24 protein-coding genes are annotated in these 25,879 nt (G+C 41.9%); 7 read left to right on the plus strand and 17 right to left on the minus strand.

What is annotated here, in order from left to right; genetic code table 11:
• Positions 1-50 precede the first annotated feature (50 nt).
• The 3 genes from thiI to pomA all read right to left on the minus strand — a co-directional run bounded on the left by thiI (position 51) and on the right by pomA (position 3,393).
• The gene (thiI, locus tag C9I86_RS09300) at positions 51-1,502 is read right to left on the minus strand and encodes a tRNA uracil 4-sulfurtransferase ThiI (protein ID WP_080157132.1); all 1,452 of its coding nucleotides are present in this window, start codon (positions 1,500-1,502) and stop codon (positions 51-53) included.
• A 223-nt stretch (positions 1,503-1,725) separates the two neighbouring features.
• Positions 1,726-2,625, minus strand: coding sequence for a flagellar motor protein MotB (locus C9I86_RS09305; RefSeq protein WP_369925322.1), 900 nt, complete (start codon positions 2,623-2,625; stop codon positions 1,726-1,728).
• A 6-nt stretch (positions 2,626-2,631) separates the two neighbouring features.
• The gene (pomA, locus tag C9I86_RS09310; RefSeq protein WP_080157137.1) at positions 2,632-3,393 is read right to left on the minus strand and encodes a flagellar motor protein PomA; all 762 of its coding nucleotides are present in this window, start codon (positions 3,391-3,393) and stop codon (positions 2,632-2,634) included.
• A gap of 357 nt (positions 3,394-3,750) precedes the next feature.
• Here pomA and xseB point away from each other — a divergent pair, with 357 nt between their 5' ends.
• The 3 genes from xseB to dxs are packed head-to-tail and all read left to right on the plus strand — an operon-like array spanning position 3,751 to position 6,778.
• A complete protein-coding gene (xseB, locus tag C9I86_RS09315; RefSeq protein ID WP_045037567.1) occupies positions 3,751-3,996 on the plus strand; it encodes an exodeoxyribonuclease VII small subunit in 246 nt (81 codons plus the stop codon).
• Positions 3,986-4,888, plus strand: coding sequence for a (2E,6E)-farnesyl diphosphate synthase (gene ispA, locus C9I86_RS09320; protein WP_107276208.1), 903 nt, complete (start codon positions 3,986-3,988; stop codon positions 4,886-4,888). Before xseB ends, ispA begins: the two co-directional genes overlap by 11 nt.
• A 24-nt stretch (positions 4,889-4,912) precedes the next feature.
• Entirely contained in the window at positions 4,913-6,778 is a 1,866-nt protein-coding gene (gene dxs, locus C9I86_RS09325) for a 1-deoxy-D-xylulose-5-phosphate synthase (protein ID WP_107276209.1), read from the plus strand.
• Positions 6,779-6,863: 85 nt separating this feature from the next.
• Here dxs and pgpA read toward each other — a convergent pair whose 3' ends face one another.
• From pgpA to purL, 12 genes are all read right to left on the minus strand, one after another.
• Complete coding sequence (pgpA, locus tag C9I86_RS09330) at positions 6,864-7,352, minus strand: phosphatidylglycerophosphatase A (RefSeq protein WP_080157145.1); 489 nt, start codon at positions 7,350-7,352, stop codon at positions 6,864-6,866.
• A gap of 9 nt (positions 7,353-7,361) precedes the next feature.
• Entirely contained in the window at positions 7,362-8,345 is a 984-nt protein-coding gene (gene thiL, locus C9I86_RS09335) for a thiamine-phosphate kinase (protein WP_080157147.1), read from the minus strand.
• A gap of 74 nt (positions 8,346-8,419) precedes the next feature.
• On the minus strand, positions 8,420-8,893 hold the full coding sequence (gene nusB, locus C9I86_RS09340; protein ID WP_080157149.1) for a transcription antitermination factor NusB: 474 nt from the start codon (positions 8,891-8,893) through the stop codon (positions 8,420-8,422).
• Entirely contained in the window at positions 8,893-9,363 is a 471-nt protein-coding gene (gene ribE, locus C9I86_RS09345; RefSeq protein ID WP_036795804.1) for a 6,7-dimethyl-8-ribityllumazine synthase, read from the minus strand. Before ribE ends, nusB begins: the two co-directional genes overlap by 1 nt.
• A gap of 202 nt (positions 9,364-9,565) precedes the next feature.
• Entirely contained in the window at positions 9,566-10,666 is a 1,101-nt protein-coding gene (gene ribBA / locus C9I86_RS09350; RefSeq protein WP_369925330.1) for a bifunctional 3,4-dihydroxy-2-butanone-4-phosphate synthase/GTP cyclohydrolase II, read from the minus strand.
• Between the two features lie 47 nt (positions 10,667-10,713).
• A complete protein-coding gene (locus C9I86_RS09355) occupies positions 10,714-11,370 on the minus strand; it encodes a riboflavin synthase (RefSeq protein WP_107276210.1) in 657 nt (218 codons plus the stop codon).
• A 23-nt stretch (positions 11,371-11,393) separates the two neighbouring features.
• Positions 11,394-12,521, minus strand: a complete 1,128-nt coding sequence (gene ribD, locus C9I86_RS09360; RefSeq protein ID WP_369925371.1) for a bifunctional diaminohydroxyphosphoribosylaminopyrimidine deaminase/5-amino-6-(5-phosphoribosylamino)uracil reductase RibD — start codon at positions 12,519-12,521, stop codon at positions 11,394-11,396.
• 24 nt (positions 12,522-12,545) lie between these two features.
• Positions 12,546-12,995, minus strand: a complete 450-nt coding sequence (gene nrdR / locus C9I86_RS09365; RefSeq protein ID WP_045037560.1) for a transcriptional regulator NrdR — start codon at positions 12,993-12,995, stop codon at positions 12,546-12,548.
• 217 nt (positions 12,996-13,212) lie between these two features.
• A complete protein-coding gene (gene glyA, locus C9I86_RS09370; protein WP_080157159.1) occupies positions 13,213-14,463 on the minus strand; it encodes a serine hydroxymethyltransferase in 1,251 nt (416 codons plus the stop codon).
• Positions 14,464-14,761: 298 nt separating this feature from the next.
• Positions 14,762-15,100, minus strand: coding sequence for a nitrogen regulatory protein P-II (glnB, locus tag C9I86_RS09375; protein ID WP_006646656.1), 339 nt, complete (start codon positions 15,098-15,100; stop codon positions 14,762-14,764).
• Positions 15,101-15,205: 105 nt separating this feature from the next.
• Positions 15,206-15,610 (minus strand): hypothetical protein, encoded by a 405-nt coding sequence (locus tag C9I86_RS09380; protein ID WP_080157161.1) that lies wholly within the window; start codon positions 15,608-15,610, stop codon positions 15,206-15,208.
• Between the two features lie 184 nt (positions 15,611-15,794).
• Entirely contained in the window at positions 15,795-19,712 is a 3,918-nt protein-coding gene (gene purL, locus C9I86_RS09385) for a phosphoribosylformylglycinamidine synthase (protein WP_107276212.1), read from the minus strand.
• A gap of 390 nt (positions 19,713-20,102) precedes the next feature.
• Here purL and mltF point away from each other — a divergent pair, with 390 nt between their 5' ends.
• The gene (gene mltF, locus C9I86_RS09390; RefSeq protein ID WP_107276241.1) at positions 20,103-21,569 is read left to right on the plus strand and encodes a membrane-bound lytic murein transglycosylase MltF; all 1,467 of its coding nucleotides are present in this window, start codon (positions 20,103-20,105) and stop codon (positions 21,567-21,569) included.
• Between the two features lie 253 nt (positions 21,570-21,822).
• A complete protein-coding gene (locus tag C9I86_RS20175) occupies positions 21,823-21,990 on the plus strand; it encodes a hypothetical protein (RefSeq protein WP_162841599.1) in 168 nt (55 codons plus the stop codon).
• 65 nt (positions 21,991-22,055) lie between these two features.
• On the opposite strand, the gene tadA is transcribed toward C9I86_RS20175, so the two are convergent.
• Positions 22,056-22,589 (minus strand): tRNA adenosine(34) deaminase TadA, encoded by a 534-nt coding sequence (gene tadA / locus C9I86_RS09395; protein ID WP_080157165.1) that lies wholly within the window; start codon positions 22,587-22,589, stop codon positions 22,056-22,058.
• Between the two features lie 12 nt (positions 22,590-22,601).
• Complete coding sequence (locus tag C9I86_RS09400) at positions 22,602-23,492, minus strand: LysR substrate-binding domain-containing protein (protein ID WP_045037555.1); 891 nt, start codon at positions 23,490-23,492, stop codon at positions 22,602-22,604.
• Between the two features lie 225 nt (positions 23,493-23,717).
• Between C9I86_RS09400 and C9I86_RS09405 the strand changes: the two genes are divergently transcribed.
• Together C9I86_RS09405 and fghA are read left to right on the plus strand one after the other, a co-directional pair.
• The gene (locus tag C9I86_RS09405) at positions 23,718-24,848 is read left to right on the plus strand and encodes an S-(hydroxymethyl)glutathione dehydrogenase/class III alcohol dehydrogenase (RefSeq protein WP_107275697.1); all 1,131 of its coding nucleotides are present in this window, start codon (positions 23,718-23,720) and stop codon (positions 24,846-24,848) included.
• Positions 24,849-24,939: 91 nt separating this feature from the next.
• Entirely contained in the window at positions 24,940-25,788 is an 849-nt protein-coding gene (gene fghA / locus C9I86_RS09410; protein ID WP_080158896.1) for an S-formylglutathione hydrolase, read from the plus strand.
• Positions 25,789-25,879: the final 91 nt, after the last annotated feature.

Consider the following 25,879-nt stretch of genomic DNA (forward strand, 5'->3'; position numbering starts at 1 on the left):
GCTTTTTTTATGTCATAAGCACGGCATAAGATCCGCGCACATGGCATTAATTATAATGGGCGATATACTTTTACGTTCTCAAAGCCATTCTCTTTCAAGTACAGCGCTTGTAAACGACTCATCACACCATGAGCACAGTAAAGTAAGTAAGTCTTCTCTTTTGGTAAATCACCAAATTGAGTCGCTAACTTGTAGAATGGAATATGTTTAACTTCCACACCATCAAGTTCTAGCGGGCTTTCGTCTTCTTCATCTGGGCTACGAATATCAAGTACAACAGCATCAGCTGAGATATGCTCGACTAATTCAATTTCAGGGGCTTGTTCTTGGCTCTGTTTTTCGATTTCACGAATATCCATCACTCGTGCCTCATCTATAACGCGATCAAGAATAGTAAAATCAAATTTCGCTTCTTCAATCTCAAGCTTTGATTTTACCGCTTTGACTGTTGGGCTCTTTGAAATCACACCACAGAATTCAGGCATGGTTGCAGCAAAGTCTTCGGTACCAATCTGACGAGAGACATCGATAATATCTTCTTTGTCCCAGTTGATCAGCGGACGCAGAATCAAAGTATCAGTCACATTATCAATATGACGTAAATTCGTTAACGTTTGGCTAGATACTTGGCCTAATGCTTCACCCGTCACTAATGCTTGAATACCAAACTTCTCAGCAACACGACCCGCAGCACGCATAAACATACGCTTAAGGATCACGCCCATTTGACCATCATCGACTTTTTCTAAGATCTCACCAACAACAGGATCAAAATCAACAGCGATAAATTTAACTTTGGCAGATGAACCGTATTTTTTCCATAAGAAGTGTGCAACTTGCTTAACACCAATCTCATGGACAGGACCACCAAGATTAAAGAAACAGTAATGGACTTTACTGCCACGTTTAATATGAAGGTAACTTGAAACACCGGAGTCAAAACCACCAGAAATAAGACTTAATACGTCTTCTTGCGTACCTAGTGGAAAGCCACCTAGACCTTTATGACGGAATAATACTTGGTTAAGTAAGTTATTCTCAATTTCAATGTTAACAGTAACATCAGGTTTTTTCAGTCTAACTTTTGCAGATTCAATCGCTTGGTTAAGACCACCACCAACATAACGTTCAGCTTCAATCGAGGTAAAATCATGTTTACCTACACGTTTTGCGCGAACACAGAATGTTTTACCGTCAAGACTGTCACCAACAAGTTGTAGTGTTTGCTCAAAGATATTATGAAGATCAGTAAATTCCGTCTGTTGAACTTCAAGTGAATGGTGAATACCAGGTGTTTGCGTTAGAGCGGCAAGCACCATCTCACGTTTAGTTTCATCAGGTTCGTTCACTTCTAATGAAAAGCGACGATTATAAACACTAACAGACTCAGACTGACGCTTTAAAATAATGCGCAGGTTAGACTCAAGAATTTTGATAAAACGCTTACGTACTGAGTCACTTTTAACAAAAATCTCTGGATGTGGTTTAACTATAAATTTCATAACACACTTCGCTTTACTGGGTCTAAAGTACCAAACAGAATAAAGTACCAAACGGAATTAAAGGCGCGAATTATACAGCAAGGTGTCTGCCACTGGAACAAGGATATACGAACAGCACAACTTATCTTACTCAGTCACGCACTTATTATTGGTGTTTATGCTGTTTTTACCTTAGTCACAATCACACCAACCAGCAAATACCATCACGAAAAAGACCACTCACTTATTTTACTTCAGCGCTCACTTCTTTAGAATAATGAGGCCGTCCTTGTACAATTGAAATTTCAACCCGTCGATTACGACTTCGCCCTTGAGCAGTTTTATTATTCGCAATGGGCGAGGTATCGGCCATACCCACAACGCGCATTCGCTTACGATCAAACCCTGTTACTTGTTCCATAATCTGAGCGACGGATACTGCTCGTTGTGATGAAATATCCCAATTGGAACGATACAATTCAGAATCTAGCGGCAAATTATCAGTATGACCACTAATTCGAATAATACCTGGAACATCTTTTACCAACTCAGTAACCTGCTGAATAAGAGGAATAAATTTAGGCTGTAAAAAGGCAGAGCCTTCAGGAAATGCGCCTTTTTCTTTAATACGAATCACCAATTGTTGCCCAAACGATTCAATCTCCACCGTATTATCAGTGATCTCTCGCGCTAAGGCTTGGGTTAAGACTTGAGCCATTTGCGACTGCGCTTGCATTTGTGCTTGTTGTTTAGAATGGTCACTGGGGCCATTATTTGACGTTGTATCTTCTTTACGCCTTCCACCATCACGTTCATTGACGCCATCATGAAAATCTAATGAACGCTTAGTAATATCAATGGTCTGCTGCATAATCACTTCAATCGGCGTTGGCTCTGGCCGTCCTGGACGAAACTCTTGCGCAATAACACTGGTACCTTTGGGAATATCATTCACGTTTAATACATTTTGAACCCCAAAAGCATTTTTCATCGAGCCAGCAATTTGCTGAAATTTAAGTACATCCATTTCAGAAAACGATAACAATAATACGAAAAAGCACATCAACAAGGTCGCAAGATCAGCAAAAGTAGCCATCCATGCTGGTGCACCTTTTTTCTGTTGTGGTGGTAAAGAATCCATCATCCACCCTTACTCATCAAAATTGATCCGACGTTTTTTCTCATGCAGATAATTTTTCAAATAACTATCAATCACACGTGGATTTTGACCTTCTTGAATCGCTAACACACCATCAAGAATCAACAACCGATTCAAGCGCTCTTCATTTTTACGCAGCATTAATTTATCCGCGATGGGTAATGCCACCATATTAGCCAAAATAGAACCGTATAATGTGGTTAACAATGCCACTGCCATTGCTGGCCCAATTGACTTAGGATCATCCATATTCGATAGCATCGCCACCAAACCTATGAGTGTTCCTATCATTCCCATTGCAGGTGCAACATCCCCTAACGCAGAAAAAATACTTGCCCCTTGTTCATGGCGCTCATTGGTCAATGCAATGTCTTTTCTTAATATCATCCTTACTGTGTCAGCATCATGACCATCAACCAGCAAATCAATACCTTTACGCAAAAACGGGTTTTCTACTTCCATCTCTTCCAATGCAAGAAAACCGCCTTTACGAGCAGAATCGGCCATAGTGACAATTTGCGCAATAAGGTCATCCGGTTTATCGGTTTTAAATATAAACGCTTTAGCCGCAATTTTAGCAGCGCCAAAAAACTGACTGATATTGTATTTCATCAGCACGATAAACAAACTGCCGCCAAAAACGATCAATACCGAGGAGGTATCGGCAAACATCACCAAATCGCCCCCCACCAACATTGCCATTAAAATAAAAGCGAATGACCCAACCAATCCGATAAGTGTTGCCAAATCCACGCAAGAACTCCTTCGCTGCCGTTTTTAATTTTTAATTTAACGATCTGACAGCCAATTAACATAGGACAAGAATTTATAAGGATAATGTTCAGCGTTCATTAAACCGCAGCACCATATCGCTCCATAAAATAAAACATTGCGATCATAGAATAAAACGTCAACAGTACTATCTATCGCAAGCTAACTCTTTATCGACCATAATGACGTTTCATTTAGGGTTTTATTTCCATCATTGAGTGATATTTATTGCTCCCAACGATGAAAATTACTGTCTGTGGCACAGATTACTGTGACATAATTTGACCTTAGATAGTCACTACGTTATTTTTCTTGCACTTAGATAAGAGTGAAAATGATATGGCAGCAAAAAAACCTGAAAATATGGCATTCGAAGCCGCACTTGATGAGCTAGATGCCATTGTCAATGAACTAGAATCGGGTGATATCCCACTGGAAGATGCGCTGAAGAAATTTGAGCGTGGTATTTCATTGGCTCGCAACAGTCAGCTAAAGTTAACTCAAGCAGAACAGCGCGTAGAAATTTTATTACATGCTGATGATAATGCACCATTAACCGACTTTGAGCCAAGCCATGACGAATAGTGTACCGCTATCGCAGACGCTTAAAACGCTGCAACAACGTAACAACCAATGCCTAATCGATTGGTTAAATAAACAACCTTTTTCAGACCAAACCCTGCTAAAGGCCATGAAGCATGGTACCCTATTGGGCGGAAAACGTGCTCGTCCTTACCTGACATACGTAACCGGTGAAATGTTGGGTGTCGATTATGATGATCTGGATACTGCCGCTGCGGCTGTTGAATGTATTCATGCATATTCGTTAATTCATGATGATTTGCCCGCAATGGATAACGATGCATTGCGTCGCGGTCAACCCACTTGCCATATCGCTTTTAATGAAGCGATCGCTATTTTAGCTGGTGATGGATTACAAACGTTAGCCTTTGAAATTATTGCTCAAGGTCGTTTAAGTCCAGAAGGACATCAACAACGTATTGCCATGGTTAGCGAATTAGCGCAAGCCTCTGGTGCTGCTGGAATGTGTCAAGGACAAGCACTCGATTTAGAAGCTGAAGGCCAACACGTTGGACTAGAGCAACTAGAATTAATTCATAAACACAAAACAGGCGCCTTGATCCGTTGTGCGGTTCGCTTAGGTGCACTGGCTGCTGGTGAAAAAGGACGTGAAATTCTGCCACAGCTCGACAAATATGCCGATGCCATAGGCCTTGCATTTCAAGTTCAAGATGACATCTTAGATGTAATCAGCGACACTGAAACGCTAGGTAAGCCTCAAGGTTCAGATCTTGAGTTAGATAAAAGTACCTACCCTGCACTACTTGGGTTAGAAGGTGCGCAACAAAAAGCGCAGCAACTTTATCTAGAAGCACTACAAGCATTAGCAGCAATACCTTACAATACCTATCAATTGGAAGTTTTTGCCCGATATGTTATCGAGCGCAACAACTAAAATCAGTAAAAGCGCCGAACTGTTATGACTTTGGATATATCAAAATACCCGCATCTCGCATTAGCTAACACGCCAGATGAATTACGATTATTGCCCGCAGAAAGTCTGCCTCAAGTCTGTGATGAGTTACGTACTTATTTACTCAAGACGGTTAGCCAAACCAGCGGTCACTTTGCCTCCGGACTCGGTACAGTTGAGCTTACCGTTGCGCTTCACTATGTCTATAATACTCCGTTTGACCATGTAATCTGGGATGTTGGCCATCAGGCTTACCCGCATAAAATTTTAACGGGCCGTCGCGATCAAATGTCGACCATTCGCCAAAAAGGTGGATTACATCCTTTTCCTTGGCGTGATGAAAGTGAATACGATGTCTTATCTGTCGGCCACTCATCAACATCAATCAGTGCTGGTTTAGGCATGGCGATTGCGGCAGAGAAAGAAGGCCTTGATCGTAAAGTTGTCAGCATTATTGGTGATGGCGCGATTACGGCAGGCATGGCATTTGAAGCCATGAACCATGCCGGTGATATACATAGCGATATGTTAGTCATTCTTAATGATAATGAAATGTCGATTTCTGAAAATGTGGGTGGTTTAAGTAACCACTTAGCACATTTGTTGGCAGGTAACTTTTACGCTTCCATTCGTGAAGGCGGTAAAAAAGTACTCTCAAATGCACCACCAATTAAAGAAATCGTTAAACGTGCAGAAGAACACATTAAAGGCATGGTTGTGCCAAGCACGATGTTTGAAGAACTTGGCTTTAATTACATTGGTCCAATTGATGGCCATGATATTGATGAGTTAGTTAAAACACTCAAGAATATGCGTCATCTTAAAGGACCGCAATTTCTGCATATCATGACTAAAAAAGGCAAAGGTTATGCGCCAGCAGAAGCCGACCCAATCAATTATCATGCGGTTCCAAAATTTGATCTAAGTGAAAAACCACTGCCAAAAGCAAAAAATACCAGCCCAACTTTTTCTAAAATCTTTGGTGATTGGCTATGTGATATGGCGGCAGTTGACGACAAACTGATGGCAATTACCCCCGCCATGCGTGAAGGTTCTGGCATGGTACGCTTTTCAAAAGAATACCCAGACCAATATTTTGATGTTGCTATTGCAGAACAGCACGCAGTAACACTTGCAAGCGGTATGGCAATTGGTGGTTATCACCCTGTTGTAGCAATTTACTCTACCTTCTTGCAACGTGGCTATGATCAATTGATTCATGATGTTGCTATTATGAACTTACCTGTCATGTTTGCGATCGATCGTGCAGGTTTAGTTGGCGCTGATGGTCAAACCCATCAAGGTGCATTTGATATTAGCTTTATGCGCTGTATTCCGAACATGGTGATCATGGCGCCAAGCGATGAAAATGAATGCCGTCAAATGCTCTATACCGGCCATCAACATCAAGGTCCGAGTGCTGTACGCTATCCACGCGGTTGTGGTCTAGGCACTGAAGTTGAAACTACCATGACAGCACTGGAAATTGGTAAAGGCATTGTTCGCCGTCACGGTGAGAAAGTGGCCATTTTAAACTTTGGCGCCATGCTGGGTTATAGCTTGGATGCAGCTGAAAACTTAAATGCAACCGTTGCCGATATGCGTTTTGTGAAACCGCTTGATGAAGCATTAATTCTTGAACTAGCAGCGAATCATGATGTGCTAGTTACTGTTGAAGAAAATGTGATTGCTGGCGGTGCAGGTAGCGGTGTTATTGAGTTCTTAATGCAGCAAAAATGCATGAAACCAGTATTAAACATTGGTCTGCCCGATCGATTCATCGAACAAGGGACGCAAGCTGAATTACACCATATGTTAGAAATCGATGGTGTTGGCATTGAAAAACAAATTGTTGAATATCTTGCTAAATAAGCATTAATTTACACTTACAGCAATCAAAAAAGCCATGAAGCATACACTTCATGGCTTTTTTATTGTTTGTTCGTTAAACTGAAACTTAGAAACCTAACCAGTAACCAACAAACCACAACGAAATCATTGCCATAAAGCCAGCTAACACATCATCAATCATGATCCCAAAGCCACCTTCGACATGTTTATCTAACCAGCTAATCGGCCATGGCTTTAACATGTCAAAAAAGCGGAATAGAATAAAACCTGCTAATATCCACTGCCATGATACGGTTGGTGCAACAGCCATCGTGATCCAAAAACCAACGAACTCATCCCACACAATACTGCCATGATCATGCACCTTCATGTCAGTAGAGGTAATATGACAAATACGGATCCCGATCAGAGCGGCAACCAAAACCGCCACTAAATACCAACCAAAAGGCAATTGAGCAAGAACAAGGTATAACGGAATGGCGGCCAGCGTTCCCATCGTACCAGGAATATATTTTGCTAAACCACTGCCAAATCCTGTGGCTAATAAGTGCCAAGGATTATTCATTTTTAATAAATCTTTTGGATTTGTACTCACGTTAATACCCTAATTATTTGTTACACCAAAATGATCCCAACCGGATAATTTCCAACTCAATGGCTTACCTAACTGTAATAACGATAAGCCACGACCCGTAGTCACTTGACCAATACAGCTATATTTAACATTAGTATGCGCTAAAGCCATCGCTAATGCATCTCGATTAGCTTTTGAAACAGTAAAGCAAAGTTCATATTCTTCACCACTGGTTAAAGCTAACTGTTGCGCTTGTTGACGATCACCATTACAGAATGTCAGTAAATCAGCAGATACTGGTAATTTTTCGACATCAATCTCAATCGCAACTTGAGATCGGTCACCAATATGTTTTACATCCGCAATCACGCCATCAGAGATATCCAATGCCGCCGATGCAATACCACGTAAAGCCTCACCCACATTCACTCGAGGTTGTGCTTTGAAATGGCGTTCAACAAGCACTGCCGCGAGAGATGGTTCACATTGAGACTGATTTAATATCAAAGCAAGCCCTGCAGCGCTATCACCCAGGTTACCCGTTACATAAATATCATCACCCACTTGTGCGCCACTACGGGTTAAAGCCTGACCTTGGGGCACGAGACCTTGTACGGTTAAGGTAATACTTAACGGGCCTTTAGTGGTATCACCACCAATCAATTGAATATTATATCGATTAGCAAGTTCAAAAAAACTATGGCAAAAAGGCGCTAACCACGCTTCATCAATTGTCGGTAATGTTAACGCTAAGGATACCCATGCAGGCGTGGCTCCCATTGCAGCTAAATCACTGATATTAGATGCTAATGCTTTATAAGCCACTAACGCAGGATCGGCATCAGCTAAAAAGTGTGTGCCAGCAACTAATGAATCGGTGCTTACTGCAACATGGTAATTGGCGGGAACATCCACTAGCGCACAATCATCTCCGATCGCTAACACAACATCATCACGCTGCTGTTGTTGGTGTGCGAAATACTGTTTGATGATATCAAATTCACTTTTTGCCATGATTTTCTATTCCTTTAATAAAAAAAAAGCCAGCTAATAAGCTGACTTCTTTCATCGTACTTAACGTAAAAAAATTATTTATCTTTTTTACGTAAAGATGGTGCAGCTTTATCTAACACACCATTGACGAATTTGTGGCTATCTTCAGCACCGAAAAGTTTTGCTAATTCGATGGCTTCGTTGATCACAACTTTAAATGGTACATCTTCACGCTTAACCATTTCGTACATTGCAAGACGAAGTAAAGCAAGTTCCATCTGGTCTAGATCCTGAAGTGGACGAGACAAGTATGGGCGCATTTTGCTATCAAGTTCTTGATGGCTTAATACAACACCTGCAAATAAATCACGGAAGTAGCTAACATCAGTCTCAGGCGCTTTACACACAGGCGCATCAGCTTGATGTTCTTCTTCTTCAAACTTATCGCCTGAAAGGAAATATTGCTCAATATCCGCAACATTACCTTTAGTAAGTTGCCAAGAATAAATTGCTTGTACAGCAAATTGACGTGCATTACGACGCGCGGCTGGTTTCACAGTAACCCCCATTAGGATTCGATTTGGGACAGGACATTTACCATTTCGAGCGCGCTTAGTGCAGCCTCTGCCCCTTTATTACCAGCCTTGGTACCGGCACGCTCAATGGCTTGTTCTATAGAGTCAACAGTCAACACACCAAAAGCTACTGGAGTATTATACTCTAGTGCTACTTGTGCTAGACCTTTATTACACTCACCGGCAACATAGTCAAAATGAGGTGTTCCACCACGAATAACAGAGCCTAAAGCTACGATAGCATCATAGCGATCACTCTTCGCGACTTGCTGGGCAACAAGCGGTAGTTCATAAGCACCAGGGCAACGAACAACAGTGATATTATCTTCACTAACCTGACCTTGACGTTTCAGCGCATCTAATGCACCTGAAAGTAAACTTTCGTTAATAAAGCTATTAAAGCGTGCAATTACGATAGCAATTTTTGCGTTTGGTGCCGCGATGGCGCCTTCAATTACCTTCATGGGCCTTCCTGTGACTATGTCTTTCCAGTTTGAGAAACCGCGGGAGTCTAACACACTTTACGATATGTCTGCTACGCACAACCGTCGGTTTCAGTGGATTTGTTAATATTTATTGCTTATTCGTTGTAGAACCAACCAATAAGTGTGCATTATCAATAATAATAATGCTCCGTGAATTCATCTCAGCAAATACAATACGCTATTATTCGCAAATATATTCAACCACTTCAAGGCCAAAGCCTGATAATGAATGGTAACGTTGTGTACTTGATGACAATAAGCGCATTTTACCAATACCTAAATCAGATAAAATTTGCGAACCGATACCTACTTGGCGTGAAGGATTGTATGGATTCGCCTTTACTTGTGGGCGACCTTCATTTTCAGCTGCAATATTTTTCACTTTATTGATAATACTATCGGTTGACTCTTGTTTACTCAACACGACGAGTACACCATTTTCAGCACTAATACGCTGCATTGCCGCTGGCAATGTCCACTGAGTCGCACCTGATTGAAGAATATCTTTAAAGGTATCTTGTAAATGCACACGTACTAACGTAGGTGCATTGGCTTCAACGTCGCCTTTACGCAGCGCATAATGAACTTGATCGTCGATTTTATCGCGATACGTGATCATATCAAACTCACCAAACTCGGTATTAAGCTTACACTCGCCGACACGCTCAATCGTCGTTTCATGCAAATTACGATATTCAATAAGATCAGCAATCGTGCCTAATTTTAGGCCATGTTTTTCAGCAAATACTTCTAATTGAGGACGGCGCGCCATGGTGCCGTCATCATTTAGAATTTCAACAATAACACTTGAAGGCTCAAGACCTGCAAGACGTGCAACATCACAACCTGCTTCAGTGTGTCCAGCTCGTGTAAGTACACCGCCTTCTTGCGCCATTAATGGGAAGATATGACCAGGCATAACAATATCAGCCGCGGTTGCATCAGCAGCCACAGCAGCTTGCACTGTGCGAGAACGGTCTGCCGCTGAAATACCCGTTGTAACACCTGTTGCAGCTTCAATAGAGATAGTAAAAGGCGTTCCAAATTGTTCAGTGTTATCTTGAACCATTAACGGTAAGCCTAATTTCTGACAACGGGTTTTGCTTAATGTTAAACAAATTAAGCCACGGCCATTTGTCGCCATGAAGTTAATCGCTTCAGGGGTGATATGTTGTGATGCAATAATAAGATCGCCTTCATTTTCACGATCTTCATCATCCATCAGGATAACCATTTTTCCTTGGCGAATATCATCAATGATTTCTTTTGCACTACTTATCATAATACTACCCTTAATCTTATGTTGCTTTATTGAGCATAAAGCAATGCTTAACCGAGAAACCCAGTTCTCGCCAATAAATCCATCGTTACTTGAGATTGCTTTTCCGCCGCTTTATCACCGAGCATTAATCGCTCAAGGTAGCGCGCGATAACATCAACCTCAAGGTTAATTTTTCGACCAACATGGAAGTCAGCCATGGTCGTTTCAGCCGCAGTATGAGGCACAATCGTTAACTTAAACTCGTCACCACGCACAGCATTAACGGTCAAACTAATGCCATCAACAGCCACAGAGCCTTTCTCTGAAATATACTTAGCAAGTTGCGGTGGCACTTTAATCCAAAATTCAATCGCACGACCAATATGTTGACGCTCAATCACTTCAGCAACAGCATCAACGTGGCCTGACACCATATGGCCACCAAAACGTGTCGTTGCCAACATCGCTTTTTCTAAATTAACCACTTGGCCTGCTTTATAATTTACAAAAGCAGTACGGTTTAATGTTTCCAATGAAAGATCAGCAACATAACCTTTACCCGTTAATTTAACGACGGTAAGGCAAACACCGTTAGTCGCAATACTATCGCCTAATTTAACATCTGATAAATCTAACGATCCTGAATCAACAGTAACAGAAACATCAGCACCTTTTGGTGTCATGGCTGATATTTTACCGACAGCTTCTATAATTCCAGTGAACATGATAAACCCTTAATTTCACTATTTTATTTATTATTTTGTACTGTTGCTATAATACGAATATCATCACCAACCAACCCCACATCAGTAATATTTAACAGTGGTGTTTGTGTCATTGATGTTAATCCGGTGATATCAATCAAGCCACGGCTATCACTGCCCATTAGTTTAGGGGCTTGATATAAAATCAAACTATCAACCAATTGCTGTTGCAATAATGCTCCTGCCAAACGAGCCCCCGCTTCAACCCAAATATGATTAATGCCATAGTCGGCTAACCGCGACAATAAAGCCACCAGATCAAGTTGGTTACTGTTGGGTTGAGTTGGAATTTGCCATTGCTGCACGGAATCGGGCCACGCTTCAGTACCGAGCATAGTACGAGCAAGAATGGTTTCTCCGGGTAAGTTGAAAAGTTGATATTCAGGCGTCAATCTATTCTGACTATCAATAATAACCCGTATAGGCTGGCGTAACGCTGACTGAGGGTATTGTTGCTGAACAGATGCATCAAGCTCATTCCAGCGTACATTAAGTGAAGGATCATCAGCAATAACCGTCGCACTGGTCGACAAAATAGCCCCAGCACAGGCACGAAATTGTTGAACATCCGATCGCGCTTTAGGGCCGGTGATCCATTTACTTGCCCCATTTGCTAACGCAGTTCGCCCATCTAAACTCGCGGCAAGTTTGAGCTCAACATAGGGCATTTGATGGGTCATTTGTTTAATAAAGCCAGGATTCAATGCTTGTGCTTGCAAAGCTAAAATACCAATATCGACTTGAATACCTGCCGCTTGCAACAATGCAATACCCCGCCCAGCAACAGCAGGATTAGGATCCACCATCGCACACACAACCCGTGCCACATTGGCATTAATTAATGCTTCAGCACAGGGCGGCGTTCGACCATAATGAGAACATGGTTCTAAGGTAACATAGACGGTCGCCCCTTGAGCACGTTGTTGTGCCTGCCGCAATGCAAACACTTCAGCATGGGGTTGTCCGGCTTGATAATGATACCCTTCACCAACAATGTCGCCATTATTTACAATCACGCATCCTACCTTAGGGTTAGGTGCTGTGGTATAACGACCGCGCTGAGCCAGTACTATTGCTCGCGACATCATTTGTTGATCAGTGTGTGTCATTATTGTTGGTCTTAACGATTATTTGTTTTAACGTTCCAGCTTAGCGATTTCTTCACCAAACTCACGGATATCTTCAAAACTACGATAAACAGAAGCAAAGCGGATATAAGCGACTTTATCCAATTCTTTTAAAGCTTCCATCACTAAATTACCTATCATCTCAGATGGTACTTCACGTTCACCGGTTGCTCGAAGACAAGATTTTATACTATTTACCGCACGTTCAATGTCGTCAGTACTCACGGGACGCTTTTCTAGCGCACGTTGAATACCACCGCGTAATTTTTCTTCATTAAACGGATCACGGTTGCCATTCGTTTTTACTACGCGAGGCATCACAAGTTCTGCCGTTTCAAACGTAGTATAGCGTTCATTGCACGCTAAACATTGGCGACGTCGGCGCACTTGGTGGCCATCTGCAACCAATCGAGAATCGATTACTTTGGTGTCATTTGCACCGCAAAAAGGACAATGCATTTAGCCTCCTACATTCAATCGACTCAGTGTAACTCATTTCATCACTTTAATGAGACTATCCCCTTCCTTTTTTATAATAAATAGCCTTAAAAGTAACAATTATCATCAATAATGGTACATTTTATGTTATTTAGACAACAAAAAAGGCTTATCTCTAAACAGGTAAGCCTTATCTTGATATGTAATAATAGGTATTTAATACCGTATCATGACTAAATTATGCGTAAACGGGAAGACGCTTACAAATTTCAAGCACTTTCTCTTTAGTCGCTTCAATAACAGCAGCATCATTGATGTTATCTAAAACATCACACATCCAGCCTGCAAGTTGACGTGCATCATCGGCATCAAAACCACGACGAGTAATTGATGGTGTACCTACGCGAATGCCTGAAGTTACAAATGGGCTACGTGGATCATTGGGTACACTGTTTTTGTTAACCGTGATATTTGCAGCACCCAATGCTGCATCTGCTTCTTTACCGGTGATACCTTTATCAATTAAATCAACAAGGAATAAATGGTTTTCTGTACTACCAGACACGATGTTATAACCGCGCTTAATAAATTCAGCTACCATTGCTTTAGCGTTCACAACCACATTTGCTTGGTAAACTTTAAACTCAGGTTCCATCGCTTCTTTAAAGGCCACCGCTTTCGCTGCGATAACATGCATTAACGGACCGCCCTGACCACCTGGGAAAACAGCAGAGTTAAGCTTTTTGTAAAGATCTTCGCCTTCGTTTGACAAAATCAAACCACCACGAGGGCCAGCTAATGTTTTATGGGTTGTTGTAGTAACAACATGTGCATGAGGCACAGGGTTTGGATAAACACCGGCCGCAATTAAGCCCGCAACGTGTGCCATATCAACGAATAAGTAAGCGCCAATTTTATCAGCGATTTCACGCATTCTTGCCCAATCAACCACTTGCGAGTAAGCCGAGAAGCCACCAATGATCATTTTTGGTTTATGCTCTAACGCCAATGCTTCCATTTCTTGGTAGTCAATTTGACCATTTTCATCGATACCGTAAGGAATGATGTTGTATAACTTACCCGAGAAGTTTACAGGTGAGCCGTGCGTTAAGTGACCACCGTGTGCCAAACTCATACCTAATACCGTATCACCCGCATTCAATAATGCCATGTAAACCGCATTATTGGCTTGAGAGCCAGAGTGTGGCTGAACGTTCGCGTATTCTGCACCAAATAGCTGACACGCACGGTCAATCGCAAGTTGCTCAGCTTTATCGACAAACTCACAACCACCGTAGTAACGCTTACCAGGATAACCTTCAGCATATTTATTTGTTAGCTGAGAACCTTGTGCTTCCATTACACGTGGGCTGGTGTAGTTTTCAGAAGCAATCAACTCGATGTGTTCTTCCTGACGGGCTGTTTCTTCCTGAATAGCTGCAAATAGTTCCGCATCATAATCAGCAATATTCATATCGCGCTTTAGCATCTGTATCTCCTGACTCGGCAAAGTTTTATACTATTTTTAGTGATGAACGAAAAGTCACAAACCTAGACGCCACGCGGGCGCAATCGTTTCCGTTTTCATTTCTTATCTGCAGTCTATATTACATAAATTGATCTAAATCAGAAAGTCCTAAATGTGGTTTTCTTTGTTGTAACAGTAATCAGTTACTAAATTGACGTCATGATTCAATGGTTATTTATTGACATAAAATACAGCCATAAAAAAGGAGCTGCACTGTGGCAACTCCTCTTGATGTTTCATCATGATTAACCATCACAAATTAAATAGCATCTTCATCTTCTTCGCCGGTACGAATACGTACCACACGCTCAATATCAAACATGAAGATTTTACCATCGCCAATTTTACCTGTTTGGGCTGTTTCTACGATGGTGTCGATACATTGCTCTGCAACTTCATCAGTCACTACAATTTCAATTTTCACTTTAGGTAAAAAATCGACCATGTATTCGGCACCACGATAAAGCTCAGTATGGCCTTTTTGACGACCAAATCCTTTGACTTCTGACACTGTCATGCCTGTGATACCCACTTCCGCTAACGCTTCGCGAACATCATCAAGTTTAAATGGCTTAATAATGGCTTCAATTTTTTTCATTATCATCATCCTTTGCTGAGCAGAAGATCGGGATCGTGATTACGAACACCGACTTGATTAAATTAAAGCTATTATCACAGATTCAATGCAGTAATTTAATACCATTTAATATTCTTTAATGTAATTAGTCTCCATTCGTCGCAAAAGTAGCGACACGGAGTACAGTAATACCAAGCCATTGATCACCATAATAACAATATCATGATGTTTAACCGGAAAAATATTAGGAATAAAAGGAATTAAACTCACTTGAAGAAATAACGTTGCAGCAGGAATGTAAAAATAAAGTGGTATAAACCCCCATTTCTTACCTCGAAATAATCCAATACAAGCAAGTATTCCTGAGATCAATACCAATATAGTGACACTCATCGGTACCATGCTAAGTAAATCAAAGCGTAAGGCTTGAATGATCATATCAAAATGTTGAATAAGACCAATAACAACTAACACTGCAAGTAATTTAGTTGCACCGATTAGACGGTAACTACTGGGAACATCCCATCCCATTGTTTCATCCTTGTAACGACGCCGTGGTCATTTTTACGTATTCGTTACGTTAATTATCCCAATGTTCCTTCCCGGTTAATGTGATCAATATCAACTTCATATTTAAATTTATAAGTGTCACAGTTACAGTATAAAAAAAGCTGCCAATAAATGACAGCTTCTATATGTTTAATGAATGTATCTATTAGCCTAGGTTAACCCGCGCATTACGGAACATTCGCATCCAAGGACTGTTTTCACTCCAATCATCTGGGTGCCAAGAGTTAGCCACGGTGCGGAATACTCGCTCTGGGTGCGGCATCATAATCGTGACTCGTCCATCTTGCGTGGTTAAACCTGTAATACCGTTTGGCGAACCATTAGGGTTAGCTGGGTAATTTTGAGTAACATTGCCGTAGTTATCAAGATAACGCAGCGCAATCGTGCCTGACTGCTCAATCGCCGCCAAATGCTCGCCATTACGTACTTCAACTCGACCTTCGCCATGTGAAACTGCGATTGGCATCCGTGAACCTGCCATTTCATTAAAGAACAATGAATCACTCTTTTGTACTTCAACTAAACTAAAGCGCGCTTCAAAACGTTCTGATTCGTTACGCACAAAACGCGGCCATAAATCAGCACCTGGAATCAGCTCGTGCAGATTAGACATCATCTGGCAACCATTACACACCCCTAATGCCAAAGTATCTGAACGAGTAAAGAATGCAGCAAATTGGTCACGGGCAATATTGTTAAATAACACTGATTTTGCCCAGCCTTCACCCGCGCCTAATACGTCACCGTAAGAGAAGCCACCACACGCCACTAAACCATTAAAGCCATCAAGTTGTACCTTACCGCTAAGAATATCACTCATGTGAACATCTTTCGCTTCAAAGCCTGCACGATCAAACGCAGCCGCCATTTCAACGTGAGAGTTAACACCTTGCTCACGTAGAATTGCCATCTGTGGTTTCGCACCAAAATTAATCGCTGGTGCAATAAATGGCGCTGCAACATCTTCATTAATATCAAATGTTAACTGAGTATGTAAGCCTGGATCTTGCGTATCTTTCTTGGCTTCAAATTCTTGTAATGCTCCGGCTGGATTATCACGCATCGCTTGCATTTGATACGTGGTTTCAGCCCAGATTGCACGTAATTCAGTGCGATTCTGTTCAAGAACTAAATCATTACCATTCCAAATACGGACTGTGTCTTCATCTATTACAGTACCAATAATATGGCTGCATGCTGCTAAACCATTTGCCGCTAATACAGCTTGTACGGCTTCAACATCATCACTACGCACTTGAATCACAGCACCTAGCTCTTCACTAAATAACGCTGCTAGCACTACATCACATGCATCCGTTGTAGTGGTATTAATATCAACTTCAATACCAGTGTGACCTGCAAATGCCATTTCAGCTAAAGTGACATATAAACCACCATCACCACGATCATGATAAGCCAATAGCTTCTCGTCACGCACTAAGGTTTGCATCGCATTAAAGAAGCCTTTTAATAATTCAGGGCTATCAACATCAGCGGCTTTATCACCTAACTGCTTATAAACTTGTGCTAAAGCGGTCGCACCAAGACGGTTTTGACCACAACCAAGATCCACCAGCAATAAGCTTGATGCGCCTTTATCAGTGCGTAATTGCGGTGTCACTGTTTTACGAACATCTTCAACGCGACCAAAAGCAGTGATCACTAATGACAATGGTGATGTGACTTCTTTTTCCTCACCATTTTGCTGCCACTTAGTTTTCATTGACATTGAATCTTTACCCACAGGAATCGTTAACCCTAATGCTGGGCATAACTCTTCACCAATGGCTTTTACTGCTTCATATAGACCAGCATCTTCACCGGGATGGCCTGCTGGTGACATCCAGTTAGCCGATAAGTTAATCCGCTTCATATCGCCGATATCAGTACCTGCAATATTAGTAATTGCTTCACCAACCGCTAAACGCGCAGAAGCACCAAAGTTAAGCAGCGCAACAGGCGTACGCTCGCCCATCGACATCGCTTCGCCGTGGTAACTATCATAGCTTGCCGCTGTTACTGCACAGTTAGCCACTGGCACCTGCCAAGGACCGACCATTTGATCACGTGCAACTAGGCCTGTCACACTACGATCACCAATGGTGATTAGAAACGTTTTTTCTGCGACGGCAGGCAGACGTAAAACACGTTGCGTTGCAGCTTCAATGGTGATCTCACTGCGATCAAGTGGCAGCCCAACCACTGTCAGCGTTTGTGCATCACGGTGCATCTTCGGCGCTTTACCCAATAAAATATCCATTGGCATATCAATCGGGGTGTTATCAAAATGACTATCTTCAAGGCTTAAATGACGCTCAGCTGTGGCTTCACCTACCACCGCATAAGGGGCACGCTCACGCTGACAAATAGCATCAAACGTAGCCATATTTTCAGGCGCAATTGCTAATACATAACGCTCTTGTGATTCATTACACCAAATTTCAAGTGGACTCATGCCTGGTTCATCATTAGGCACATCACGTAATTGAAATTTACCACCACGCTCACCATCGTTAACTAATTCAGGTAAAGCGTTAGAAATACCACCTGCGCCAACATCGTGAATAAAAGCTATTGGGTTGTCATCGCCCATCTGCCAACAACCATCGATCACTTCCTGACAACGACGTTCCATTTCTGGGTTTTCACGCTGCACTGAAGCAAAATCTAAATCTTCTGCTGATTGTCCTGATGCCATTGATGACGCCGCACCACCACCAAGACCAATGTTCATGGCTGGGCCGCCAAGCACAATTAACTTGGCGCCAACAGGTATTTCTTTTTTCTGCACATGATCAGCACGAATATTACCCATGCCACCCGCAATCATAATTGGCTTATGATAGCCACGGATTTCTTCACCAGCGTGAGAAGTGACTTTTTCTTCGTAAGTACGGAAATAACCCAGTAGATTAGGACGACCAAATTCGTTATTAAATGCCGCGCCACCCAGTGGGCCTTCTAACATGATATCAAGTGCTGTCACGATACGATCTGGTTTACCAAAATCGGTTTCCCACGGCTGTTCAAAACCAGGCACACGCAAGTTTGATACAGTAAAACCAACTAAACCCGCTTTGGGTTTGCCGCCAATACCGGTTGCGCCCTCATCACGAATTTCACCGCCAGAGCCTGTTGCTGCACCCGGCCACGGTGAAATTGCTGTTGGGTGATTATGGGTTTCAACTTTCATCAAAATATGGGTATCTTCTTGATGATAAGTATATTGACGTGATTGTGGATCAGGGAAAAAACGCCCAACGTGAGACCCTTCCATAACCGCAGCATTGTCTTTATAAGCAGACAACACGTGCTCATGGTTATGCTCATAGGTGTTTTTGATCATTTTAAATAATGATTTTGGTTGATCGACACCATCAATCGTCCAATCGGCATTAAAGATCTTATGACGGCAATGCTCTGAGTTCGCCTGAGCAAACATCATTAATTCAATGTCATTGGGATTACGCTCAAGCTTGGTAAAATTTTCAACCAAGTAATCAATTTCATCTTCAGCCAATGCAAGGCCTAAGGTGAGATTCGCTTGCTCTAATGCTTGACGGCCACCCGTTAGAATATCAACACTTTTCACTGCTGCCGGTTGTGCTTGTATAAATAATGTGCCCGCGGCTTCAACATTATCGGTCACCACTTCCATCATCCGATCATGAAGTAGCGCTTTTAAGTCATCCAATTGTGCTGCAGTAAGTGGTAATGATGATTCAACATAATATGCTGTACCACGCTCAAGACGTTTAATCGTTGTTAAACCACAATTACGTGCAATATCGGTCGATTTTGAAGACCAAGGAGAAATCGTGCCAGGACGAGGAGTAACAAGTAGCAATAAACCTTTAGGCTCGTGCTCTGCAATCGTTGGACCGTATGTGAGTAGACGGGTAAGTTTAGCTTGTTCATCAGCGGTTAGCGTTGTCACCACATCAGCAAAATGGGCAAACTCAGCATAGATATGAGTAATTGGCAGATCTAACTCATGACAACGCTCAAGTAACTTATTAACGCGAAACTCAGACAAAGCGGGTGAACCACGCAAAATTTCCATGTGCAAAGGTCTCTCGATTAGCAGATTAAAAAAAGTGATATTGAGGTAAATTTCAAACCGTAGAAACTTATCTCAATAGCACCTAGTACAAGACTATTCACTGCTTAACTATCACAACGTTATTCACGAGTGCCTAGTATAAGGGAAAAAAATTTGTGACGTAACACCTGACGCAACCGTTTGCGTGTTTTTTTTTCAATCTTAATCAAAATATCAAAAAAACGCTATTCCATCTTATTTTTGGGTCATTTTTTAACCGTGAAATAGGATAATGTCCCTTAATCCATTCCGATCTCTAAATTATGATCATTAACTGAACAGTTCAACTTTGCGCAATTAACAGGGTTTGATATAAAGAACATTAATGTTCAGATTAGGTCCGCTTAGTTGATAAATATTCAGTTGTTCACTCTACTTCGTCGTTTTATAAGTCTGCTGTTACTTGCGATATTAACCAATGGCTGTCAATGGCAAGAGAACACGCCCACCAGCCTTGAGAAAATTCGAGAGAGTGGTGTGTTACGAGTAGGAACGTTAAATAATCAACTGTCTTATTATATCGGCGCAGAAGGTCCAACCGGGCTAGATTATGAACTGGCACAGACCTTTGCTAAAAAGCTCGGGGTTAAACTTGAGATCACAGCGATGTTTACCCTCTCTGAATTATTTCCCGCATTAGAACGCGGCGATATTGATATTATTGCCGCAGGACTTACAGTGACGCCCGATCGTCTTCAAGGCTATCATCCCGCACCAGCGTATTATTACGCTAGCCAAATCGTGGTGTATAAAAAAGGCCAACGTCGACCGCGTAATCTTGATGAATTAGCTCAAAATAATAAACGCTTAGCTGTTGTCAAAGGCTCAAGTCATGAACAAAAATTAAAGCTTATTCGTACCACTCACCCAACCTTGAAATGGCAATCAATTCCAGAATCAGACATTAACGATCTATTAATTAAAGTCGCGACAGGTGAACTTGATTATACCGTTGCCGATTCTGTTGACGTGGCGTTATTGCAACGTATTCATCCTGATATTGCTATCGCTCTTGAACTGACACAAGACGAGCCAGTAAGCTGGTTTGTAAAACAAAGTGGTAACGACAGTTTGTATGCATTAATGATTGAATTTTTTGGACAGATGAAGAAAAACGGCACCATGACGCTGCTGGAAGAGAAATATTTCGGTCATATCGATCAATTTGATTATGTTGATACTCGTGCTTTTTTACGCGCAGTTAATACCACCTTACCCCAGTGGGAAGCCTTATTTAAACAATATGCTAATGGCTTTGATTGGCGTTTATTAGCCGCGCTTTCTTATCAAGAATCACATTGGGATCCGCAGGCAATATCACCAACGGGTGTCCGTGGCATGATGATGCTCACCTTACCGACGGCAGAATCAGTAGGGGTCACTAACCGTTTAGATCCTGAACAAAGCATTCGTGGCGGCAGTGAGTACCTGCGAAAGATGATCGCCCGCGTCCCTGACAGTGTCGAAGAACATGAAAAAGTCTGGTTTGCACTCGCTTCTTATAATGTTGGCTTTGGACATTTAATGGACGCTCGTCGACTCACCAAAGCACAAGGAGGAAATCCTGATACTTGGGTCGATGTTAAGCAACGCTTACCATTATTAGGTCAACGTAAATATTATATTCAATCACGTTATGGTTATGCACGTGGCAATGAAGCACTGAATTATGTTGAAGGGATTCGACGTTACTACCAAAGTATTATTGGTTATGAACGGGCTCATAGTCGTCAATTTGAAAGTGATAATTTAAAAATTGTTGATGGCCTACAAACGATTACACCAACGCCATCACCACCATCGATCATCGTTGAGTAATCATGCACTCTTCTGAATCAGAGATAGTGATTTAATCGTATTTATCGACGTCGATTTAGAATAATCGACTCATTTTTTACACAATGAGAGTTTGATCAACGTTTGATGATGAACCTATAAAGATCACTATCAAAAGATGCATTGTTATGCATAATAAATACATTGTATCAACAATGACATTATTAACGGCGCCAGCGATATCTTATTTGCTGAAGAATGCTTTGACCGTTATGTCAACGCTATGGATGGAACCATGAAAGTTATCAAATTAAGATCTAAAACACCGCGCATTGCTAAACACCTCACAACCGCAGCAACACGTCGCAAACGTCTAAGTAGTAATATCCGTAAAAAAATTCTATGGCGTCAGCGCAGTTGTATTCTAACGGCAACAGCAGAACATAGCAGCCCAAGCTATTAGCTAATAAGCTTGGAATCATTTATCTAATAATAAATCACCACCAAGCTTATTCGATTTAACTGAACTCAATCATCATGTTGCTGTTGTCTTGCTAATAATTTAGCCGCTTTTTTCTCAGCGCGACGGCGCTTAAAAAAAGCTTGTAACTGCGCTCGGCATTCCGTTGCTAATACATCACCCTGAAATAGCACATGATGATTAACACCTTCATAACTAAGCAAATTCATAACACTGCCCGCCGCTCCAGTTTTAGCATCATGAGCACCAAACACCACTTTTCCAACACGACTATGAACAATAGCCCCAGCGCACATCGGACACGGCTCTAAAGTGACATACAATGTCGTATCAATAAGACGGTAGTTTTGTAGCATTTGTCCTGCTTGACGTAATGCCATCATTTCAGCATGGGCGGTCGCATCATGATGACCTATAGAGCGATTCCAACCTTCGCCAATGATCACACCATCATGTACCACTACCGCACCAACAGGCACTTCGCCTTCAGCTTCAGCTAGAGCGGCTAATTCCATTGCACGACGCATAAAAACATCGTCTGTTACTGCTGAATCCTCAGCATCTAATTCTTTATTTAACATCCGTATAAGTACTTACAAATCATAATGGCTAATGTGAGGTAATTGCTCTGCAAGGTAATCCACCAACATTCTCACTTTGGGTGATAAATGACGGTTATGCGGGTAAAGCGCCCAGATGCCTTCATCAGGCTCTTGGTAATTCGTTAAAATAGGAACAATAGCCCCTGATTCTAAATCCTTATCTATATAATAGTCAGGTAATTGCGCTAAGCCGATCCCTTTAATCACCGCATCACGTAAACCATAACCACTATTACAATTAAGGGTACCGCTAACACGAATACTTTTTTCTTTACCTGATTCTTGGAAGCGCCAGTGATCGTAGTTACCAATCAAGCAATTATGCTGACGTAATTCAGATAATGAATGTGGAATACCAAATTTCTGTAAATAAGCGGGTGAAGCACAAACATACATGGTGCGGCTGGTTAAACGCTTCGCCATCATTGATGAGCTGGTCAAACGCCCTAAACGAATTGCGAGATCAAAACTGCCTTCCACTAAATCAACTTGACGGTTAGTTAAATCAATCGTTACTTCCACTTCAGGGTATTGCAGCATAAAATCATTAACCAACGGCATAATGTATTTTTCGCCATAAGTCACCGGTGCAGTTAATTTGATCAACCCTTGTGGCTTACCGCGTAAATTACTGATTGCACGCTCAGCATCTTCAAGGCCGTCTAATACTTGACGACAATGTTGATAATAAACATTGCCTTCTTCCGTTAATGAAACCTTACGTGTAGTACGGTAGAATAGCTTGGTATTAAGTCGGTTCTCTAACGCACTGACTTGGCGACTCACTTGCGCAGTCGAAATACCTAATCGTTTTGATGCTGCAGTAAAACTTTCCGTTTCCGCGACAGCAACAAACTCGGTCACCCCTTCCCATAGAAACATTTTAAATACCTATTACTAACATGAACGATCGCAAAAATGACGATTACGCTGCTTATTATTACACACGTGTAAAAGTAATTTGCACTTTTAGGTAATTATCATTATTCAAGAAACAAATACAATAGCTAGCATCGAAACGGAGCAATAAAATAATTATTTTTCCTTTTCACCCAATTTTCATCTACTTTTGACGAAGTAGAAATAAATACAATTAGAGTGAAGATTATGACTGACAAATTTATCAAATCAAAAGCGGCTATCGCATGGGGGCCAAAACAGCCTCTTTCTGTTGAAGAAATTGATGTAATGTTACCCCGTGCTGGCGAAGTATTAGTTCGCATCGTTGCAACTGGCGTATGTCACACTGATGCATTCACATTATCTGGCGACGATCCAGAAGGTATCTTCCCTGCGATCCTTGGTCACGAAGGTGGCGGTATCGTTGAAATGATCGGTGAAGGCGTAACAAGTGTTGAAGTTGGCGATCACGTTATCCCTCTTTACACTGCTGAGTGTGGCAAATGTAAATACTGCCTATCTGGTAAAACTAACCTTTGTCAGGCTGTACGTGAAACCCAAGGTAAAGGCTTAATGCCAGACGGCACCACGCGTTTCTACAAAGACGGTCAGCCTATCTTCCATTACATGGGTTGCTCTACTTTCTCTGAGTACACTGTACTTCCAGAAATCTCTTTAGCTAAAATCAGCAAAGAAGCACCACTTGAAGAAGTCTGTCTTCTTGGTTGTGGCGTAACTACCGGTATGGGCGCAGTACTTAACACGGCTAAAGTTAAAGAAGGCGACACTATCGCTGTGTTTGGTCTTGGTGGTATCGGTCTTGCAGCTATCATCGGTGGTACTATGGCTAAAGCTAGCCGTATTATTGCAATTGATATCAATGAAAGTAAGTTCGATCTAGCAATGAAACTAGGTGCAACTGAATGTATTAACCCAATGAAATTCGACAAGCCAATTCAAGAAGTGATTGTTGAATTGACTGACGGCGGTGTTGATTACTCTTTTGAGTGTATCGGTAACGTCAACGTGATGCGCTCAGCGCTTGAGTGTTGTCACAAAGGTTGGGGCGAATCAGTGATCATCGGTGTTGCTGGTGCAGGTCAAGAGATCTCTACCCGTCCATTCCAACTAGTGACTGGTCGTGTATGGCGTGGTTCTGCATTTGGTGGCGTTAAAGGCCGTTCAGAGCTTCCAGGTATCGTTGACCGTTACATGGCGGGTGAATTCAAACTTGATGATTTCATCTCATTTAACATGGGCCTAGACGACATCAACAAGTCATTTGACCTACTACATGAAGGTAAGAGTATCCGTACGGTTATTCACTTCGATAAGTAAGCTTTTTATACCTCAGCATTACTATAATAACGCCATAAAAAATGCGCAGAGTCCCTACACTCTGCGCAGCTTTAACAAGAGACCAAATCCAATGCCTTTAGAAAATATTAGCTGTAACAAAAGTGCTGGCGGCTGGCATAAGCAATATACTCACCGCTCAGAAGTTCTTAATTGTGATATGCGTTTTGCTATTTACCTGCCTCCGCAATGTGCCGCAGGGCAAAAAGTACCGGTTATTTACTGGTTGTCAGGACTAACATGTACTGATGAAAACTTTATGCAAAAAGCAGGCGCACAACGCATGGCTGCAGAATTAGGTGTTGCGATTGTAGCCCCTGATACTAGCCCACGTGGCGAAGGCGTTGCCGACGATCCACAAGGTGCTTATGATTTTGGTCTAGGTGCTGGTTTCTATGTTAATGCCACAGAAGCGCCGTGGAATCGTCATTACCATATGTATGATTACATCGTAAATGAACTGCCAACATTGATTGAAGCACACTTCCCTGTCACTGAGCAGCGTGCAATCAGTGGTCACTCAATGGGTGGACATGGTGCACTCATGATCGCCTTGCGTAATCCGAAGCGTTATAGCTCTGCATCTGCATTTAGCCCTATCGTTAATCCAATGAATTGCGCTTGGGGCCAAAAAGCATTTACCGGTTACTTGGGAACAAATACTCAAAACTGGAAGCAATATGATGCAAGTGAATTGATGCGTATTGCTGAGATCAAATTACCAATGTTAGTTGATCAAGGTACGCACGATAACTTCTACAATGACGGTCAACTTCGAACTGAAACTCTGATTGCGGCAGCAGAAACCAATAGCTACCCAGTTGAGGTTCGTATGCAAGATGGTTATGACCACAGCTACTACTTTATGGCGTCATTTATTGATGAGCATCTGCGTTTCCACGTTGAAAACTTCAATAAATAACCGCTAATTTTATTAAACTCCTTTTTTGCAGACAGGGTTTAATAAGACACAAAAAAGCCTCGGCCAGTCTAACTGTTCGAGGCTTTTTATT

It is taken from the genome of Photobacterium sp. NCIMB 13483 (genome assembly GCF_003025475.1).
Taxonomy (GTDB): domain Bacteria; phylum Pseudomonadota; class Gammaproteobacteria; order Enterobacterales; family Vibrionaceae; genus Photobacterium; species Photobacterium piscicola.

What these genes read in the sequence shown, in the direction of transcription:
- thiI (WP_080157132.1), bottom strand. Translation starts at nt 1,502, where the DNA reads ATGAAATTTATAGTTAAACCACATCCAGAGATTTTTGTTAAAAGTGAC.
- C9I86_RS09305 (WP_369925322.1), bottom strand. Translation starts at nt 2,625, where the DNA reads ATGATGGATTCTTTACCACCACAACAGAAAAAAGGTGCACCAGCATGG.
- xseB (WP_045037567.1), top strand. Translation starts at nt 3,751, where the DNA reads ATGGCAGCAAAAAAACCTGAAAATATGGCATTCGAAGCCGCACTTGAT.
- ispA (WP_107276208.1), top strand. Translation starts at nt 3,986, where the DNA reads ATGACGAATAGTGTACCGCTATCGCAGACGCTTAAAACGCTGCAACAA.
- dxs (WP_107276209.1), top strand. Translation starts at nt 4,913, where the DNA reads ATGACTTTGGATATATCAAAATACCCGCATCTCGCATTAGCTAACACG.
- thiL (WP_080157147.1), bottom strand. Translation starts at nt 8,345, where the DNA reads ATGGCAAAAAGTGAATTTGATATCATCAAACAGTATTTCGCACACCAA.
- nusB (WP_080157149.1), bottom strand. Translation starts at nt 8,893, where the DNA reads ATGGGGGTTACTGTGAAACCAGCCGCGCGTCGTAATGCACGTCAATTT.
- ribE (WP_036795804.1), bottom strand. Translation starts at nt 9,363, where the DNA reads ATGAAGGTAATTGAAGGCGCCATCGCGGCACCAAACGCAAAAATTGCT.
- ribBA (WP_369925330.1), bottom strand. Translation starts at nt 10,666, where the DNA reads ATGATAAGTAGTGCAAAAGAAATCATTGATGATATTCGCCAAGGAAAA.
- C9I86_RS09355 (WP_107276210.1), bottom strand. Translation starts at nt 11,370, where the DNA reads ATGTTCACTGGAATTATAGAAGCTGTCGGTAAAATATCAGCCATGACA.
- nrdR (WP_045037560.1), bottom strand. Translation starts at nt 12,995, where the DNA reads ATGCATTGTCCTTTTTGCGGTGCAAATGACACCAAAGTAATCGATTCT.
- glyA (WP_080157159.1), bottom strand. Translation starts at nt 14,463, where the DNA reads ATGCTAAAGCGCGATATGAATATTGCTGATTATGATGCGGAACTATTT.
- glnB (WP_006646656.1), bottom strand. Translation starts at nt 15,100, where the DNA reads ATGAAAAAAATTGAAGCCATTATTAAGCCATTTAAACTTGATGATGTT.
- C9I86_RS09380 (WP_080157161.1), bottom strand. Translation starts at nt 15,610, where the DNA reads ATGGGATGGGATGTTCCCAGTAGTTACCGTCTAATCGGTGCAACTAAA.
- purL (WP_107276212.1), bottom strand. Translation starts at nt 19,712, where the DNA reads ATGGAAATTTTGCGTGGTTCACCCGCTTTGTCTGAGTTTCGCGTTAAT.
- C9I86_RS20175 (WP_162841599.1), top strand. Translation starts at nt 21,823, where the DNA reads ATGAAAGTTATCAAATTAAGATCTAAAACACCGCGCATTGCTAAACAC.
- tadA (WP_080157165.1), bottom strand. Translation starts at nt 22,589, where the DNA reads ATGTTAAATAAAGAATTAGATGCTGAGGATTCAGCAGTAACAGACGAT.
- C9I86_RS09400 (WP_045037555.1), bottom strand. Translation starts at nt 23,492, where the DNA reads ATGTTTCTATGGGAAGGGGTGACCGAGTTTGTTGCTGTCGCGGAAACG.
- C9I86_RS09405 (WP_107275697.1), top strand. Translation starts at nt 23,718, where the DNA reads ATGACTGACAAATTTATCAAATCAAAAGCGGCTATCGCATGGGGGCCA.
- fghA (WP_080158896.1), top strand. Translation starts at nt 24,940, where the DNA reads ATGCCTTTAGAAAATATTAGCTGTAACAAAAGTGCTGGCGGCTGGCAT.